This is a genomic window from Binatus sp. (SeqCode) (assembly GCF_035272065.1).
Classification (GTDB): domain Bacteria; phylum Desulfobacterota; class Binatia; order Binatales; family Binataceae; genus Binatus.
Map to the genome: position 1 here is coordinate 29,218 of NZ_DATEQZ010000044.1, position 16,494 is coordinate 45,711.

The 16,494-nt window shown below is 63.6% G+C and carries 17 protein-coding genes and 2 pseudogenes; 6 read left to right on the top strand and 13 right to left on the bottom strand.

What is annotated here, in order from left to right; translation table 11 throughout:
- Positions 1–81 precede the first annotated feature (81 nt).
- Positions 82–1,125, bottom strand: coding sequence for a S1C family serine protease (locus VJX68_RS07635; RefSeq protein WP_324095078.1), 1,044 nt, complete (start codon positions 1,123–1,125; stop codon positions 82–84).
- Between the two features lie 119 nt (positions 1,126–1,244).
- On the opposite strand from VJX68_RS07635, the gene VJX68_RS07640 reads away from it, so the two are divergent.
- From VJX68_RS07640 to VJX68_RS07650, 3 genes and pseudogenes are all read left to right on the top strand, one after another.
- Positions 1,245–1,517, top strand: coding sequence for a hypothetical protein (locus VJX68_RS07640; RefSeq protein WP_324095079.1), 273 nt, complete (start codon positions 1,245–1,247; stop codon positions 1,515–1,517).
- Positions 1,518–2,005: 488 nt separating this feature from the next.
- A pseudogene (locus VJX68_RS07645) lies at positions 2,006–2,500 on the top strand (MraY family glycosyltransferase); the annotation flags it as partial.
- A gap of 526 nt (positions 2,501–3,026) precedes the next feature.
- Positions 3,027–3,668 (top strand): nucleoside-diphosphate sugar epimerase/dehydratase, encoded by a 642-nt coding sequence (locus VJX68_RS07650; RefSeq protein WP_324095080.1) that lies wholly within the window; start codon positions 3,027–3,029, stop codon positions 3,666–3,668.
- A gap of 101 nt (positions 3,669–3,769) precedes the next feature.
- Here the strand turns inward: VJX68_RS07650 and VJX68_RS07655 are convergent, their stop codons facing one another.
- The 8 genes from VJX68_RS07655 to sufT form a co-directional block, all read right to left on the bottom strand.
- The gene (locus VJX68_RS07655) at positions 3,770–4,228 is read right to left on the bottom strand and encodes a hypothetical protein (protein WP_324095081.1); all 459 of its coding nucleotides are present in this window, start codon (positions 4,226–4,228) and stop codon (positions 3,770–3,772) included.
- Between the two features lie 238 nt (positions 4,229–4,466).
- The gene (gene pfkA / locus VJX68_RS07660; protein ID WP_324095082.1) at positions 4,467–5,483 is read right to left on the bottom strand and encodes a 6-phosphofructokinase; all 1,017 of its coding nucleotides are present in this window, start codon (positions 5,481–5,483) and stop codon (positions 4,467–4,469) included.
- Positions 5,484–5,710: 227 nt separating this feature from the next.
- Complete coding sequence (gene proB, locus VJX68_RS07665) at positions 5,711–6,856, bottom strand: glutamate 5-kinase (protein WP_324095083.1); 1,146 nt, start codon at positions 6,854–6,856, stop codon at positions 5,711–5,713.
- Positions 6,837–7,856: a GTPase ObgE gene (gene obgE / locus VJX68_RS07670; protein ID WP_324095084.1), complete on the bottom strand. Its 1,020-nt coding sequence runs from the start codon at positions 7,854–7,856 to the stop codon at positions 6,837–6,839. The genes proB and obgE overlap by 20 nt, the downstream gene beginning before the upstream one ends.
- 123 nt (positions 7,857–7,979) lie before the next feature.
- Complete coding sequence (locus VJX68_RS07675) at positions 7,980–9,008, bottom strand: LLM class F420-dependent oxidoreductase (RefSeq protein ID WP_324095085.1); 1,029 nt, start codon at positions 9,006–9,008, stop codon at positions 7,980–7,982.
- 130 nt (positions 9,009–9,138) lie between these two features.
- On the bottom strand, positions 9,139–9,420 hold the full coding sequence (rpmA, locus tag VJX68_RS07680; protein WP_324095086.1) for a 50S ribosomal protein L27: 282 nt from the start codon (positions 9,418–9,420) through the stop codon (positions 9,139–9,141).
- 200 nt (positions 9,421–9,620) lie between these two features.
- Positions 9,621–9,935 carry a 50S ribosomal protein L21 gene (gene rplU, locus VJX68_RS07685; RefSeq protein WP_324095087.1) on the bottom strand — a complete coding sequence of 105 codons (315 nt, stop codon included), beginning with the start codon at positions 9,933–9,935 and terminating at the stop codon, positions 9,621–9,623.
- A 102-nt stretch (positions 9,936–10,037) separates the two neighbouring features.
- On the bottom strand, positions 10,038–10,577 hold the full coding sequence (gene sufT, locus VJX68_RS07690) for a putative Fe-S cluster assembly protein SufT (protein ID WP_324095088.1): 540 nt from the start codon (positions 10,575–10,577) through the stop codon (positions 10,038–10,040).
- A 189-nt stretch (positions 10,578–10,766) separates the two neighbouring features.
- On the opposite strand from sufT, the pseudogene VJX68_RS07695 reads away from it, so the two are divergent.
- Together VJX68_RS07695 and VJX68_RS07700 are read left to right on the top strand one after the other, a co-directional pair.
- Positions 10,767–11,009, top strand: a pseudogene (locus VJX68_RS07695) (GYD domain-containing protein); the annotation flags it as partial.
- Positions 11,010–11,086: 77 nt separating this feature from the next.
- On the top strand, positions 11,087–12,967 hold the full coding sequence (locus tag VJX68_RS07700) for an exonuclease domain-containing protein (RefSeq protein WP_324095089.1): 1,881 nt from the start codon (positions 11,087–11,089) through the stop codon (positions 12,965–12,967).
- 9 nt (positions 12,968–12,976) lie between these two features.
- On the opposite strand, the gene VJX68_RS19310 is transcribed toward VJX68_RS07700, so the two are convergent.
- Positions 12,977–13,258: a choice-of-anchor D domain-containing protein gene (locus VJX68_RS19310; protein ID WP_414643464.1), complete on the bottom strand. Its 282-nt coding sequence runs from the start codon at positions 13,256–13,258 to the stop codon at positions 12,977–12,979.
- Positions 13,259–13,594: 336 nt separating this feature from the next.
- Here VJX68_RS19310 and VJX68_RS07710 point away from each other — a divergent pair, with 336 nt between their 5' ends.
- Positions 13,595–13,738: a hypothetical protein gene (locus VJX68_RS07710; RefSeq protein ID WP_324095091.1), complete on the top strand. Its 144-nt coding sequence runs from the start codon at positions 13,595–13,597 to the stop codon at positions 13,736–13,738.
- Here the strand turns inward: VJX68_RS07710 and VJX68_RS07715 are convergent.
- The 3 genes from VJX68_RS07715 to VJX68_RS07725 are packed head-to-tail and all read right to left on the bottom strand — an operon-like array spanning position 13,735 to position 16,449.
- On the bottom strand, positions 13,735–14,793 hold the full coding sequence (locus VJX68_RS07715; protein ID WP_324095092.1) for an NHL repeat-containing protein: 1,059 nt from the start codon (positions 14,791–14,793) through the stop codon (positions 13,735–13,737). The genes VJX68_RS07710 and VJX68_RS07715 overlap by 4 nt on opposite strands.
- 34 nt (positions 14,794–14,827) lie before the next feature.
- Positions 14,828–15,133 carry an NHL repeat-containing protein gene (locus tag VJX68_RS07720; protein WP_324095093.1) on the bottom strand — a complete coding sequence of 102 codons (306 nt, stop codon included), beginning with the start codon at positions 15,131–15,133 and terminating at the stop codon, positions 14,828–14,830.
- The gene (locus VJX68_RS07725; protein ID WP_324095094.1) at positions 15,070–16,449 is read right to left on the bottom strand and encodes an NHL repeat-containing protein; all 1,380 of its coding nucleotides are present in this window, start codon (positions 16,447–16,449) and stop codon (positions 15,070–15,072) included. The genes VJX68_RS07720 and VJX68_RS07725 overlap by 64 nt, the downstream gene beginning before the upstream one ends.
- Positions 16,450–16,494: the final 45 nt, after the last annotated feature.

A 16,494-nucleotide genomic window follows, 5' to 3' on the forward strand; every position in this document is an offset into this window, starting at 1 on the left:
AGACTTTTCAGCCGTGTGGGTCAATAGCAACACAATCACCCCGAGGGGAGGGGTTAGGGGTTGGGTTCCAAACACGCGGACTTAAGCGCGCGATTTGTGCGCGACTTCCGCCGGCACCACTTCGAGCATCCGTTGCTCCGTCCCGCGAATCACGACGACCGGCGTGCGCACCCCGACCTGGCTCATCGTGAGATGACGCTGCAAGTCGTCGATGCCGGCGATCGGAGAATCGCCGAGTCGAATCAACAGGTCGCCTTCCTTGATGCCGCCGAGCGCGGCCGGACTGTTCGCCTCGACCGATGCGACGCGCACCGCGGTCTCCGCGGGCAGCCGATAGAAGCGCACGAAGCGGCGCGGCAGCTCGACGTTGTGGCCGGCGATTCCGATGTAGCCGCGGCTTATCTTGCCGTCCTTGATCAGATGCCCCGCGACCAGCTTGGCGCTGTTGATAGCGATCGCGAAGCAGATTCCCTGCGCGGGCAGGATGATCGCGGTGTTGACGCCAATTACCTCGCCGCGCGAGTTGACCAGCGGCCCGCCCGAGTTGCCGGGATTCAGCGCCGCGTCGGTCTGGATGACGTTGTCGATCAGGCGGCCCGATCCCGCGCGCAACGACCGTCCGAGCGCACTCACCACGCCCGCGGTCACGGTGCATTGGAAGCCGTAGGGATTTCCAATCGCTATCGCGAGCTGGCCAACCCGAATCGCCTGCGAGTCGCCGAGCGACACGGCCGCCAGGTTCGAGCCGCTGATTCGAATCACCGCAAGATCGGTTTCCGGATCGTCGCCGATCAGTTGCGCGTCAGACTTGCGACCGTCGGAAAGCGTGACCGAGATTCGCGACGCGCGGTGAACGACGTGGCTGTTGGTGATGATGTAGCCGTCGGGCGCGACGATAAAGCCCGATCCGCTGCCCGCCGGCGCGTCCGGATTGCGCGAATTGCTCCGCGATTCGGTCGCATGCGAGACCTCGATATTCACTACCGCTGGACTGACGGACTCGGCGGCGCCCGTCACGGCGCGCGAGTACGCGTCGAACAGACGCTCGTCGGACGAATCATGAGGGAACGGACGGCTGCTGTTGCGTGCGGCGCCATCCGAAACCAGTTTCAAAGATGAACGCATTGTCGGTACTCCTGACCACTAAAGATAATCACGATTGCCCAGTTGTGATGCGCGTCGAATCGTTATAAATCCTTGCCACTGCGGGGTTACTCACGATGAAGATGAGGGAGGGAGGCGTTATGAGCGGACGCTCGATACGAGTTGCGGCGTGGATGGTCTCGGCGGCGACGATCGCGCTGGCGGGATGTTACATTTTCTCGCCGTCGCAGGCCCAGGAGAACAAGGCGCAGACCCAACTGCACTTCGACCTCACCCAATGCGAGCAGACGGCGCCCAACCTTTACAAATGCCCGAGCGTCGACAAGTCGATTTGCGGAGCATTTTATTCGGGGCAGCAGGTCGATTGCCTGAAGGTGGATAACGACGGCAACGTGATCGTGATGAAGCAATAGAAGTCCGCTGAAAGTAGCATTTTAGGTCAGAAAGTACGTAAGCTTTGGCCGGCAAATCGCGGCAGTTGCGGACTTGCGTACACGCCCAATAAATCACCATAGCTTACCTTGACGTAGCATCGATCCTCTGCCATGGTCACGTGACCGAGGCAATGAACCGCTCAGCCTCGACACGATGGCCAGCGATTCGCGTACCCGAAATCGAGGGTTTAGCCTTTACCCTCGAACAGCGCTAATCTGCCGGACGCGCTTACGACGGGCCGCGATGGGCGGCGGCAGGCTTTAATTAGTAACCAAAGCAAAGAGCGTAAAAAGCAAGATTGTCCACCGAGTTTGAAATAGCGCTCACGCTTCTCTCTGCGTTCCTGGTCGCGACCGCGATGATGCCGGTCGCAAAAGCCGCGTCTCTCCGCTTCGGCATCGTCGCGCAACCTTCGACCGACCGCCCCCATGAAAAGCCGACCGCGTTGCTCGGAGGCCTGGCCGTAATGGCCGCCTTCGTCGTCGCGATCGGCTTCGTCGGAATCCTGTCAGGGTTGCCGTATCACAGTATCCCGTGGCTCGCGGGGTTCGCGGTCGCGATGTGCCTGGTCGGATTGCTCGACGACATCGTCGATCTGCGGCCGCGCCACAAGCTGATGCTGGAGCTTGCCGCCATTTCTGCCCTCGTCTGGTGGGGGCCCCATCTCGACTTCTTCCCCTACCAGCCCGTCAACATCGCGCTCACGATTTTCTGGCTGGTCACCGCGACCAACGCCTTCAACCTGATCGACGGGGTCGACGGCCTTGCCGCGGGAGTTGGAATTGTCGCCGCGTTGAGTATCGCCACGGTGGCCGGACTGCATCAGCACGACGGAACGATGCTCGCGGCGCTGGCGATTGCCGGAGCGCTGGCGGGATTCATGGTCTTCAACTTTCCCCCCGCTTCCGTCTTCATGGGTGACGAAGGCGCGCTTGCGGTCGGGCTGGTGCTGGGCGTGCTGTCGATTCAGGGCAGCCGCCTTGGCGAAGGTTCTCTGCCGGCGCGTTTCGCGATGCCATTGTTGGCGCTGATGGTTCCGCTGCTTGACACCGTGACCGTTACGGTGACGCGGCTGGCGACGGGAAATCCTGTCTCGAGGCGCGGCCTCGACCATTCGCACCATCGGCTGACTCGCCTCGGCCTGTCGTCGTGGAGGGCGGCGGCGGCGTTGATCGGCCTGCAGGTGATCGCGGGTGGATGCGCGATCGCGCTCAGCCTGGTGCCCGGATACGACGCGGTGCTGCTGATTCCCTATATGGCGCTGTTTTTCGCGCTGGTCGCGTTGTTCATGATGGATCGATCGTTCGACGCGGAGGCGCCCGGTCAAATCGAGGACCTGCCCGCGCTCGCGCGTCATTCTGAGCTTCGGCTACAAGCGCCGCTTCGTCGAGTTGTTCCTCGATGCGGCGCTGGTGGTGGCGGCGGCGTATTTTGGCGCGATGCTCCTGCGATACGACTTCGACCTGAGCATCGCGCAGGTGGACCAGATGATTGCGGGCCTGCCGTGGATCGTGGCGATCGGCTGCTGCTCGTTCCTGGTGGCGGGCGTTTACCGGGGGATATGGCGCTACACGGGACTGGCGGAGGCCGTGCGCTTTGCGCTGGCGGCGATGATCGCGGGGCTCGCGGTCAAGCTGGCGTCGTCGTTCCTGCCGATAATCATTTCACGCGCGGCGGCAGTGATGTTCGTCCTGTTGTTGTTCAATTTCCTGGTCGGTACGCGCTGGTCGTTCCACTTGTTCCAGCGCATCGGCCGCTTCCTGGCGCATTCCGCAGGGCGCCTTGTGATTGTCGGCGCCGATGCTCGCGGCGCGGCGGCCGTTCAACATCTGCACTCGGCGATTAGCGCGAACACCGAACTGCTGGGACTGCTGGACGACGACAGTTTCAAGCACGGCAAGCTGTTCCATGGCTACCCGGTGCTGGGCTCGCTCGCCGATCTGGAAACGATCATGGCGCGCACCCCCTTCGACGAAATCGTAATCGCACAAGAAACCCTGTCCGCCACGCAACTGGCCTTGCTCGAATCCTTCGCTCAGAGTCACCGCATAACCCTGCGCCGCTTCATGCTCGGCGTAACCGATCTAACCGCCCCCAAAATCTCCGACCGCCAACTCACCACCGCCTAACCACCGCGGCCTTTTGAGCGACCGCAGTCGGGAGAGGCCGACGCTCGTCCACGCGCGGCGGGTGAGGAACCAAATTTCCGCGATTCTGGAGGCGTCGTTCATCAGAAGGCGGGGACTGCGACTTGGGTTCGGGTGCGGCGGCGCCGGCTTAGATGCTTGGTCCGCGGCGTGATCTTCAGCCGCAGATGAGGCGTCGCGGCTCGAGTCTCGACGTTGCGGCGGAGTTCATGCTTCCAGGCCAGCATCCGGCGCCGCAACACGCTCGGGTTGATTCCCAGCGCGTCGCATACAGTGTCGAAGCTGAATGCGTGACGGCATTTCGCGCTGGCCGTGATCCATCGCTCGGCATCGATGAACAACAGGCGCTTGCGCGTATTCCGCGACAGGACTCCCTGCTGATAGACGTTGATCGCGTCGGCCAGCAACGCGAGCATCAGGCGCTGCTCGCCGGTCAGGCGATGGCCGCCGGAAAGGTCGTAGTATTGGCTGGGAAGAATCTGGTTCAGGCCGACGAAGCGTTCGACCGCGGTATCGGAAGTCAGCTGGAAACCTTCGGACATCTGCAAAACCCCGGGGCGTTAGCGTCCTCGGGAGCGCATCCGGAATGCTCCCGGCAGGACTCTCATCGACCGCGATGAGACGGTCCCCATGCGCTCTGTTAACCATCGAGTGTCGCCATTGGTTCCCAAAGTTGAAGGCTACACGCCCGTCATCCAGTAATACCGACCGGGCATGCCCGCGGATTATTCCACCGCGCGGCGTATGGAGATCTCGCTGATTTTCGGAAGTCTCTCGGGGTCAGGTGGAGAGCTGATGGACCAGTTCAATCAGCGAGGGGTCCAGCGGGCGGCGCTTATTGGCGACCTCGCCCAGCGGGACGCAAACGATTGCGCCCCGCTCCTCGCCGATCAGTGAAGGTCCCGCGCCGTCGAGGACGGCCCGGACGGCGCCCGCGCCCATCCGGCTCGCGAGCAGCCGGTCGCGGGCCGTGGGCGCTCCACCGCGCTGAACGTGGCCGAGCACGACGACGCGCGCCTGCATCCCGAGCCGGGCGGTGAGGGCCTCGGCGACCGGGATTACGCCTCCGGTGCGCGGACCCTCCGACACTACGACGATGGTCGAGCGTTTGCCGCGGCGATGGCTATCCTCGACGCGATCGCAGATGTCGTCCAGGCTGAACGGGAGTTCCGGCACGATGACGGCCTCGGCGCCGCCGCCGAGCGCGACCGCGATTGCGATAAAGCCCGAGTCGCGGCCCATCACCTCGACGCAGAAGACGCGCTCGTAGGCGAACGCGGTATCGCGGATTCGGTCGATGGCGTCGAGCGCGGTGTTGACCGCGGTATCGAAGCCGATCGAGTAGTCGGTGCCGGGAATGTCGTTGTCGATCGACGCCGGGATGACAAAGATCGGGATGCCGGTCTCGCCGGCGAAGACCGTCGCACCGGTCATCGAGCCTTCGCCACCGACTACTATGAGCGCCTCGATCAGGTGACGTCTCAGGTTGCGGGCCGCCAGGCCGCGGGCGGCGGGTGTGCGGAACTCCGGCGAGCGCGAGGTCTCGAGGAAGGTGCCGCCGCGCTGGATCATGTTGGCGACGGAGCGGCCGCTGAGCGGCTCGGCCAGGTCGCGGATGAGACCCTCGTAACCACGCCTGAATCCGATCACGTCGATTCCCGCGACCGCCGCGCTGCGGACCACGGCGCGAATCGCGGCGTTCATGCCGGGGGCATCGCCGCCGGCCGTGAGAATTGCGATTCGGCGGGTACGCGCGCCGATCCGGTCGGGAGATTCGCTGTTGCCGTTGCTGTCCATGGAGATAGCGAGCGATTTTTCAGTGCCTATCGCTCACTATCGAATCTAACGAGCGCGCCGAGTAGAACCAAACCGGCGCGAGACGCCGTATGTTGGTGCCGAAGCGATACGCGCTGCGAGCCAGGATCCGGAATTGCCTCACCCCCTGCGGGAAGAGGCCGCCCTGTCCTAGGAAGCGGGAAACCCACGGGGTTCACATTCAATAAAATGACTTACCGTTCCATGCGCTACGCGATTTCTTTCATCAGCACGAAGTTGTCGCGATGGATTATTTCGTCGGCCACCTTGTAGCCGAGCAGCGTTGGAATCTCAGTCGAGCGTCTGCCCGCCACTTTCATCACATCCGACGCGGGATAGTTCACCAACCCGCGGCCGAACTCGACGCCGTCGGGATCGAGCAGGCTCACGCAGTCGCCGCCGCCGAAATCTCCGCGCACCTCGCGCACGCCCGAAGGCAGGAGAGAACGTCCGCGGTTGCACAGCGCGTCGGCCGCGCCCTTATCGACCGCGAGCGATCCCGCAGGCCGCAATGCGAATGCGATCCAATGCTTCCGGCTCTTGAGCCGCACTCCGGCCGGAACGATCAGCGTGCCCGCGTTGCGCGCCGGGTCCAGCGCGGCTGTGACGATTCCAGCTTCGCGCCCGCGCGCGATTATCACGGCGATTCCCGCGCGTGTCGCCTGCCGCGCCGCCTTCAACTTGGTCGCCATCCCGCCGCTGCCAAGCGGGCCCGCGTTCTCGGCGACCAGACCGCGCATTTCGGCTTCGGGATCGCTGATCACGGGAATCAGCCGTGCATCGCTGCGCTCGCGAGGGTTGCCGGTCAGCACGCCATCGACGTCGCTCAGAATAATCAGTAGCTGCGCCTGCACGAGGCTCGCGACCAGCGACGACAGCACGTCGTTGTCGCCGAGCCGGATTTCCTCGACTGCGACCGTGTCGTTCTCGTTGACGATTGGAATCACGCCCGCGCCGAGTAATTCAGCAATGGTTTGATTCGCATTCTGACGGCGCCGGCGTTCCGCCAAATCCTGATGCGTGAGCAAAATCTGCGCGACGCTCCGATCATGAGCGCCGAATGCGCTCGCCCACGCCGACATCAGATCGATCTGGCCGGTGGCGGCAGCGGCCTGGCGGGCCGCGATCGTAGCGCCGTGAAGTTTCGACAACCGCGCGCGTCCCGCCGCCACCGCGCCCGACGTGACGATCACGATTTCCTGCCCCGCCCGTACTGCCGACTCGATCTGCGCTGCGAGCTGCTCGATCACGTCGACGCGCAGCCCGTCGACGTCGGATAGCACCGCGCTGCCGACCTTGATCACGATTCGCCGCGCGCGCGCGACCGTCGATTCCTTATAGTTCAGTTGAGACATGGGCCGGCTGATCCATCGTATGAAGCATGCGCGCGATCGCCGCGACCAACGGCGCGAGCTTTTCGTTCTTGTCCGCCGAAATCGGAAAGACTTCGAGCCCGGTGAGCTTGCGCAGCTTGCGCGCGATCTTGGTCACCGCGGCCGCATCGAGCAGATCTATTTTGTTGAGCGCGACGAGTGCCAGCCGCTCCGCGAGCATAGGATCGAACGCCGCGATCTCCCCGCGCACGGTCGCGAACGCGGCTGCCGGATCGTCCGCCGCGTCGAGCACGTAAACGATCAACCGCGTGCGTGCCAGATGCCGCAAAAAACGGATCCCAAGCCCAAGCCCCTTGTGCGCTCCTTCGATCAGCCCGGGAATATCCGCGAGCGTGAAACTTTCCTCGTCGGAAATAGACACGCGCCCGATATTCGGCGCGAGCGTGGTGAAAGGGTAGGGCGCGATCTTCGGCCGCGCCGCGCTGAGCGCCGTCAGCAGCGTCGATTTGCCCGCGTTCGGCAATCCGACCAGCCCGGCTTCCGCGACCAGCCGCAGTTCCATCCGGACCCATCGCTGCTCGCCCGCGGTTCCGGGAGTCGCGATTCGCGGCGAGCGCCGCGTCGACGACGCGAAGTGCATGTTGCCGCGGCCGCCCTCGCCACCCTGCGCGATTACCGCGGTGTCACCCGGCAACACGAGGTCCGCGAGCGTCTTGCCGCTCTCCTCGTCGAAGACGATCGTGCCGGGCGGCACGCGCACGACGACGTCGTCGGCGCCGTGCCCGTATTGTTCCTTGCCGCGGCCGGGCTCGCCGTCCTTCGCGATCAGACGAGGCTGATATTTGAAATCGAGCAGCGTCGAGAGGCCTTCATCGACCTGGAAGATTACGCTGCCGCCGCGCCCGCCGTTGCCGCCCGCCGGCCCGCCGAACGGCCGGTACTTCTCACGCAAAAACGCGATCGCCCCGTCGCCCCCCTTCCCGGCGTGCACGAATACCCTGGCTTCATCGATAAATCGCATGTTTCTGTCTCCTCTCCCAGCAAGGGAGAGGATGAAGGTGAGGGTCTTTATACAGCGCGCTATTCCGCGCGCGATTCAAGATTCTGCCTCCGTATTACCACCGGGCCGTTATGCAAAGCTTTCCTACAGACAAATCTCCGCCAGCGCGCGCACCGTGTTGATATCGCCGGTGCCGATCAGCATCGTCTTGACCGGCGACGCCTTCCACGCCTTGAGTCGGTCCGCGATTCGCTCGCGGTTCCCGACCAGCGCGACCTCATCGACCAGCTTGTCGGGCACCAGCGCCATCGCCTCGGCCTTCTTGCCCGCGAGGTACAGGTCCTGGATTTTCACCGCGACATCTTCGTAACCGAGCCGTTTCGCATAGTCGTTGTAGAAATTTTTTGCGCGCGCGCCCATCCCGCCGATGTACAGCGCGAGCATCCCCTTCACCGGCATCCGGCACTTCTCGACGTCCGGCCCCATGATACAGGTGACGAACGGCGCGACGTCGAAATTGTCGAGGCTCTTCTTGCCGCCGGTCTTGGCGAAGCCTTCCTTCAGCGGCACGTCATAGATGTCCCATCGTTCTGGATTCATCCAGACCGGAATTACGCCGTCTGCTATTTCCCCCGCGAGCGCGATTCCCTTGGGGCTGATCGACGCGGTGTAGATCGGCATGTCCTTGCGCCCGTGCAGGATGCTCTTGAGCGGCTTGCCGAGTCCCGATGCGCCGGGACCGGTGTACGGGATGTCGAATTCCTTGCCGTGATGCTCGACCGGAACTTCGCGCGCGAGAATCGTGCGCACGATCTCGATGTACTCGCGCGTGCGCTGGATCGGTTTGCCGTACGGCACGCCGTGCCAGCCCTCGACCACCTGCGGACCCGACGGCCCGATACCCAGGATGAAACGGCCGCCCGACAACGCGTCGAGCGTCATGGCGGTCATCGCAGTCATGGCAGGGGTGCGCCCCGGCATCTGCATGATACCGGTGCCCAGCCGGATTTTCTTTGTCAGCGCACCGATCCACGCCAGCGGCGTGATCGCGTCGGAGCCGTACGCCTCCGCCGTCCACACGGAGTCGAAGCCAACGCGCTCAGCCTCGAGGATCGTGTCCATCGGCAAGCCCATCTGCGCGCCCGAGTAGCCGGAAAGTAAACCTAGTCGCATCGAAATTCCTCCCGTCGCGAGTTGCGGAAATACGCAAGCAAAATCAAAAAGTCAAAATTCGAATCACTAAAAAAGAGAAGCCCCACGGTGCAAACCGCAGGGCTTCAGCTCAATCTCGCTGGATAACGATCTACGCGGACGCCGCTGCGGTGTCACCGGCGGGGAGCGGCTCGACGCTCACTTGCCGCTTCTCACCCTTCGGCTCGTACTTAACCACACCGTCGATGAGCGCGTAAATCGTATAGTCGCGGCCGAGACCGACGTTGCGCCCCGGATGCACGCGCGTGCCGAGCTGGCGGATGAGGATATTGCCGGCCTTGACGGTCTGGCCCGCGTAAATCTTGATACCGCGGCGCTGGCCCGGACTGTCGCGGCCGTTGCGCGTCGAACCCTGTCCTTTTTTGTGCGCCACGCAGTGTCTCCTTGAATCGAAAGCCTGCTGAAACTCTTTCCCCTCTCCCTGCCAGGGAGAGGATCGAAGGTGAGGGTCCTTATTCAGCACGCGATTCGTTTCGCGCGCGATTCAGGATTCCGCCTCTGGAATCAGTGATGGAAGGCTCTCCTCTAATGGGCGGCCTTCCGGGCCGCGGTAAAATAGAACTCGCGCGACGACTATGCGCCCGCGGAGATTTCCTCGATCTTCAGAACGGTCAGTTCCTGCCTATGGCCGCGTTTGCGGCGGTAATTCTTGCGGCGCTTTTTCTTGAACACGATTATCTTCGTGCCGCGCGGCTGCTGGACAATCTTCGCCGTCACCGACGCGCCCGCAACGACCGGAGTGCCGACCTTGGGCGCTTCGCCGCCGACCGCGAGCACCTGGTCAAGTGATATAGCTGCGCCAACCTCGCCGGCGAGCCGCTCGACCGTAATCTGGTCGCCGACGCCGACGCGATACTGCTTTCCGCCTGTCTTTACTATTGCAAACATCGCTATGCCGAACGAACACGATTATCGGACGCAGTCAGCCGTGTCAACGCATCGGGCGTTGTGAGCGCGGTCCCCCGAGGCTGCGGTACGTTGCTTAGTCAGTTAGTCGATGCCGAGGCGCTCGCGGCCTTCGGGGGAAATCATCTGCGGCGTCCATGGCGGATCCCAGACCAAATCGACGTCCGCCTCCGACACGCCCGGCAGGCTCATGATCTTGTAGCGCGCGTCGGTCGCGATCGAGGCGCCCATGCCGCAGCCCTGCGCCGTCAGCGTCATCTTGACTTCGACTTTCCTGGTGCCGTCGCCGGCGTCCTTAACTTCCATTCCATAGACGAGGCCGAGGTCCACGATGTTGACGGGAATTTCCGGGTCGAAGCAGGTCTTGAGCTGCTCCCAGACCATCGCTTCGAGGTCGCCGCCGCCCGACGCTGACACGACGCCCGCATCCTCAGGCGTTTTGCCGAGCGCGTCGGCGTCCTTGCCCGCCACGCGAAACAGGCCGCCATACGCGGGGACTTGCAGAGTGAAGGTTCCGCCGAGCGATTGCGTGATAAAGGCCTCGAGCCCTTTTTCGAGCATCATCTTGTTCCCGGCCGGGACCTGGACGCCTTCGCATTCGCGGGTCAATTCAACGCGTTCCATCGACAAATACCTTCCTTGTCAGGTGGAGTATTCTAACGCGACAGCTGGGCGCGAGCCATAGGCGGGCGACGCGGCGGGATTGGCCGCAGACTTTCCGATGTGGGATATTGGCGTCGAAAATTCAGGGAGGTGAAATTTTCGATGCCCACTACGTGGTTTTGTTTCATCTGACTCAAGGGACTTGACCATCTTCGAGGCTCGCCCGATCGGGTCGATGCGGCGAAGAAGACTTTCAGTCAGCACGGCGCCAAGGTAAAGGACTTCTACTCGCTGATGGGACAGTACGATTCGATGTTCATCGTCGAGGCGCCGAACGACGATGTCATGGCGCAACTGTCGCTGACGGTCGGCGCTCTGGGCAACGTGCGGACGGAGACGCATCGCGCCTTCAACGAGGAGGAGTATCGCAAGATCGTCAAGAACATTCCGTGACGGTCGCGGCGTGAAAGGCGGCGTTGCCGCGGCGCATCGTCCCTGCTAAAGCGAAGGAAGGACGAAGGGGCAGGCGGTTGGAAGAAGCGGGAATCCCGGGCGGGAATCAGCGTCATTTTGGCGTCTCGGCCAAGCAGAAGCTGTATCAGTTCCTGTGCTCGCGGCCGGCCGGCGCCGACTCAAGCGAGTTGATTGGTCTGCTGCTGAGCGGCGTCGGCTCCGACCCTGAACTCGGCGCGCGGCTCGTGCGCCACCTGCTCGACGGCGATCCGAATTTCATCTTCGACATCGACACGGCGCAGTGGCGGCTGGCGCAGAGCGATCGGCTGCGCGTCGAGCTCGACCAGGCTGAGTTCACGGTCGTCGATCTGGAAACCACCGGCGGTCGCGCCGGCCCCGGCACGATCATCGAGATCGGAGCCTACCGGATGGTTGGTAAGCGCCTCACCGAGACCTTTTCGCAACTCGTGCGGCCGCAGGGCGGGGTCGTGCCGCGCTTTATCACGGGGCTGACGTCGATCACGACGGAGATGATTCGCGAGGCGCCGCCGATCGAGGAAGTGCTGCCGGCGTTTCGCGAGTTCATAGGCGAGCGCGTGATGGTCGCGCACAACGCGGCCTTCGACTTCGGCTTCCTTGACTTCGAATACCGGCGCATCTTCGGAATCGGCCTCGCCAATCCTGTCCTGTGTACCCTTCGGATGGCGCGCCGGTTCATGCCGTCGCTCAAGCGCCGCCGGCTCGATTTGCTCGCGAACCATTTCGGACTCTCGCTCGAAGGACGGCATCGCGGCCTCGGCGACGCGCGGATGGCCGCGGAGATTTTGTCGATTTTCCTCGAGATGGCGCAGCGGATGGGCATCACGCGGCTCGATCGCCTACTCGACGATCATCATCGCGGACTTGCGGGCAGGAGAATCGAGCGTCATGTACCGCCCGAGGAAATCGCGGCGCTTCCGCATGCACCCGGCGTGTACCTGATGCGTAACGAGCGCGGCGACTTGCTCTATATCGGTAAGGCGCGGCGGCTCCGGGAGCGGGTGAGCTCATACTTCACGGCGTCGGTGAAGGCGAAGACGGCGGAACTGATCTCGCACGTTTACAAAATCGAGACGCGAACGACGCGCTCGCCGCTGGAGGTGGCGCTCGACGAAGCGCGGCTGATCCGCGAGCTGAAACCGCCGTACAATCGCATGCTCAAATCCGCGGCGCCAGCGTATTTCATCAAGCTCGACATGATGGACGAGTTTCCGCGCGTGATGCTTTCCACCAAGATGAGCGCGCGGCGCGGCGTCATGCATCTTGGCCCGTTCATCGGGCGGCGCGGCATCGAGCATTCAGTGCGCGCGCTGTCGCGGATTCTCGGCCTGCGCACCTGCGGCGGCAAGCTCGCGCCGAGTGGGGAAGTTTCGCCGTGCATCTACGGGCAGATGGGCCACTGCACCGCGCCATGCAACCTGAGTATCGACGAAGAAAAATACGCTGAGCGCGTTCGGCGCGCAGTTGGATTTCTACGCGGCCGCACTGGCCCGCTGCTCGGTGAACTGGCGCGGGCGCGCGACCAGGCCGCTGCCGCCATGCGCTTCGAGGAGGCCGCGCGTTTTCGCAGCCATCTCGAAGCGCTAACCACGCTGGTGCATCGCGCGACCCGGCTGAGCGAAGTGGTGACGGAGAACAATCTCGTGATCGTGACCGGCGCGGCTGACGATCGCAGGGCGCACGTCGTGCTGTCGGGTCGCCTCGCGATGACCCTGCTGCTCGATCGTGATGAGGCTGCGCGCGAAGTGGCAGAGTTCGTCGCCGGCAACTACGAGCGGTACAAGTTGAAAGCCGTCGAGCGAGGCGAGCTGGAGCCGATGACGATCGTCGCGCGATGGCTCCGGGAGCGCACGCCCGACGAGGGCCGCGTCATTCATTTGAGCGGTCCGCATCTGGATCCGCGCGCGTTGGCGAATTGATCGCCACCGTTATTCCTTGGCCTGAGTGCCGATCCCGGTCAGACCGACAGAACTCGGCGAATTGTTCGCGTTACTCCTGATGGTGAGCGTGCCGCCGCGCGTGCCGAGGGCGGTGGGCGAGAAGGTTACGGTCACCGAGCATTTGGACTTGGGGCCGATCGTCACGCCGCATCCGCTCACCATCGCGAAATCACCGCTGGCAACGATGCTCGAAAACGTGACGGCCGTGGTCTTGCTCTTGTTCTGGATCGTGACGTGCTGGGGTTTGCTGACGGCGCCGTTGCCGAACACGACCTTGCCGAGTTTGAGTCGATGCGGTGAGACCTTAAGCGCGACAGGGACGGCGGTGGCGGTGGGAGTGGCCGTGGGAGTTGAAGTCGCAGTGGCGGTGTCGGTTGCCGTCGCTGTCGATGTCTGAGTTGGCGTTGCTGTTGCTGTATCGGTGGCAGTCGGAGTCGCGGACGGGTGTTGGTTGCAGTCGCCGTTGCGGTGTCGGCCGCTGTCGCTGATGAGGTCGGAGTCGCGGTCTGAGTTGCAGTTGCAGTATCGGTTGCAGTCGCCGTCTGAGTCGTGGTGGCGGTCGCTGTTGCTGATGCGGTCGGAGTCGCGGTCTGAGTTGCAGTCGCGGTGTCAGTCGCAGTCGCCGTTGCGGTGTCGGTTGCAGTTGCGGTTGCGGTCGCTGTATCGGTCGCACTCGCAGTTGCGGTATCAGTCGCAGTTGCGGTTGCGGTGTCGGTTGCAGTTGCGGTGTCGGTCGGGGTCGCGGTCTAAGTTGCAGTTGCAGTATCGGTCGGCGTTGCAGTCGCTGTCGCCGTGTTGGTCGGAGTAGCGGTCGCAGTCGGCGTATCGCTCGGCGTGTCCGTGGCGGTTGAGGTCGCGGTAACAGTCGCAGTCGCCGTTGCACTCGCAGTTGCGGTGTCAGTCGCCGTCGCCGTGGCCGTGGCAGTATCGGTTGCCGTAGCGGTCGGCGTGTCAGTTGCAGTCGGAGTGTCAGTGGGCGTGTTGGTGGCTACTGCCGTATCGGTCGCAGTCGCAGTCGGCGTATCTGACGCGGTCGCGGTTGCGGTAGTAGTCGGCGTTGGACTCGCGGACGGAACTACCGGTTGATCGAAACGCAGCACGCGATTGTTGGTTTTGTCGGCAACGTACAAGTTGCCCGGACCGTCGAGGCTGATACCGGCGGGATTGCAAATTCCGGTGGCGCTCGAGCTCGAGCACACTTGGGTCGTGAAACTCGTGCCGCCACCGCCTTGGCCGAAAACGAGGTCCGCAGTCGTATCGCCCGCGCCGGTGGTCGCATTGAGCGCCGCCAGCGGTTGATTGAATTCGAGCACTCGCGAGTTGTCCGTGTCTGAAATGAACAGGTCGCCGCTTGGGTCGGTAACCAGCCCGCGCGGAGTGCACAGCGTGTCCGCACTCGGAACGTCGCCGCCGTTGCACAGCCCGGAGGTGAAGATTCCGCTTTGTCCGAACACGTTGTCGGCGACCGTATCGCCGGGGTTGAACTCGAGCACGCGATTGTTGTCCGTATCGGACACGTACAGATCGTTCGACCGATCGACCGTCACTCCTTCGGGTAAGCACATCGAGAGGCCGTTGATAGTGGCCGTGCCGAAGTTGCATCCGGTGGTCGTGAAGCTGCCGTTTTGTCCCCACACTTGACCGGCGCTTTGTCCGGCAATCGGCGCGGAAATGGCGAACGGGGTAAGATATTCGAGCACGCGATTGTTGTCGGCGTCGGCCACATACAGATTGCCGGAACTGTCCACCGCAACGTCCACCGGATTGCACAGGCTGTCCGCGCCGATTCCGTTGGAATCTCCCACGGCGACGCCGTCGTTGCAGTTGACGGATAGCGCGTCAGGTTGTCCGATAAACGATATCAGCCGGCCTGCCGTTGACGAACGCGGCGGCGTTGGCCCATCCGAGCACGCGATTGTTGGCCGCGTCGGCGACGTAGAGGCGGTTATTGCCGCCGCTGGAATCGATCGCGACTCCCGCAGGCGCCTGCAGTGCGGCCGCGGTCGGATTGTCGATTCCGTTGTGAACCAGGTCGAACTGTCCGAGCACCGCGCCGGCAATCGGCGGCGACGACAGCGGCGTCAGGTACTCGAGGATGCGGCTGTTCGAGGCGTCGGCGACAAAGACGTCGCCCGGACCGTCCACGGCGACGCCGTCCGCAGGCATAGCACGGCTCCGCTGGGAGCGATCCCGCTGCCGGCGGCGCCGCCGCAGACGCCCGCGATGAAACTGCCGTTTTGGCCGAAGACCACGTCCGCGGTCACGTCGCCGGCGCTGCCGGGCGTGCCGGGCGAGCCGCCGCCGCTCGCGAGCGGGTTCAGGTATTCGAGTACGCGGCTGTTGTTGATATCGGTGACGAACAAGTCGCCGCCGCTATCCAGCGCCAGCCCGCTCAAGTTGCAGAGTCCGTCGGCGCTGGGTGCGGGATCGCCGCCAGCTCCGTCATAACAGAAGAAGTCGGTGAAATCGGCCCCAGTTGAGCCCTGGCCGAAGACCCGGTCGGCGGTTACGTCGCCGGCGCCGGTGAGGATATTCGCAGCCGCCAGCGGCTGATTGAATTCGAGCACGCGATGATCGCCGTCGTCGCCGACGTACACATTTCCCGAGCCGTCTACGGCGACCGACAAGGGGTTGCACATCCCGACCGCCGACGCGCTGCCACCGTTAATGACGCACACGCGGTCGATGAAGTCGGTGCCGGTCGCGCCTTGGCCAAAGACGAGGTCCGCAATCGTGTCGCCGGCCCCGGTGACAGCATCGAACACCGCCAACGGCTGGTTGAATTCGAGCACACGATTGTTGCCCGCGTCGGCGACGTAAAGATTGTCGCTCGCGTCGGCGGCGACGCCCTGGGGAAAACACAAGCCCGCCGCCGTCTGCGCGCATGCCGACTGGGTGAAGCTGCCGCCCTGCCCGAATACGGCGTTCGCCGCGAAGCCAAAAGCAATTGCCTGCGCGAACGGCTGATTGTATTCGAGCACTCGATTGTTGCTCGTGTCCGCCACGTAGAGATCGCCCGCGCTGTCCACCGCGACCCCGCCCGGCAGGCACAGGCTGTCCGCGCCAAGGCCCGCGACGTCGCCGAGGGCGGTGCCGCTGTTGCATCGCGTGGTTTCAAAATCCGGCTGGCCGATCTCGATATCCGCGTTCTGGCCGTTGGTGAAGCTGCTGGCGTTGTTCCATCCGAGGATGCGGTTGTTGCTGCCGTCGACGACATACAGATGTTCGGGCGAACTGTTCAGGTCGACGGCCATCTGGCTTGGCGAATTGAGGCTCGCCGCATTGGTGTTGTTGATGCCGTTGTGCGCGAAATCGATTTGTCCGAGCACCGCGTCCGCGATGTAGTCGCCGGTCGCCGCCGGCAGCGCCGTCACCATGAACACGGCAACCACGGATACGAACGCGATAGTGCCGAGACGAAGGCTGGAGATTCCTCGCGGCGATCTTTGCGGTATCGACATTCCAGCAGTGTCGTGCCCGCGCAATAGCGAGGTAAGTGGGGTGAC

Bases quoted from the DNA above. Each gene is read 5' to 3' on its own strand.
- VJX68_RS07635 (WP_324095078.1), bottom strand. From the start codon at position 1,125: ATGCGTTCATCTTTGAAACTGGTTTCGGATGGCGCCGCACGCAACAGC.
- VJX68_RS07640 (WP_324095079.1), top strand. From the start codon at position 1,245: ATGAGCGGACGCTCGATACGAGTTGCGGCGTGGATGGTCTCGGCGGCG.
- VJX68_RS07650 (WP_324095080.1), top strand. From the start codon at position 3,027: ATGATTGCGGGCCTGCCGTGGATCGTGGCGATCGGCTGCTGCTCGTTC.
- VJX68_RS07655 (WP_324095081.1), bottom strand. From the start codon at position 4,228: ATGTCCGAAGGTTTCCAGCTGACTTCCGATACCGCGGTCGAACGCTTC.
- pfkA (WP_324095082.1), bottom strand. From the start codon at position 5,483: ATGGACAGCAACGGCAACAGCGAATCTCCCGACCGGATCGGCGCGCGT.
- proB (WP_324095083.1), bottom strand. From the start codon at position 6,856: ATGTCTCAACTGAACTATAAGGAATCGACGGTCGCGCGCGCGCGGCGA.
- obgE (WP_324095084.1), bottom strand. From the start codon at position 7,856: ATGCGATTTATCGATGAAGCCAGGGTATTCGTGCACGCCGGGAAGGGG.
- VJX68_RS07675 (WP_324095085.1), bottom strand. From the start codon at position 9,008: ATGCGACTAGGTTTACTTTCCGGCTACTCGGGCGCGCAGATGGGCTTG.
- rplU (WP_324095087.1), bottom strand. From the start codon at position 9,935: ATGTTTGCAATAGTAAAGACAGGCGGAAAGCAGTATCGCGTCGGCGTC.
- sufT (WP_324095088.1), bottom strand. From the start codon at position 10,577: ATGGAACGCGTTGAATTGACCCGCGAATGCGAAGGCGTCCAGGTCCCG.
- VJX68_RS07725 (WP_324095094.1), bottom strand. From the start codon at position 16,449: ATGTCGATACCGCAAAGATCGCCGCGAGGAATCTCCAGCCTTCGTCTC.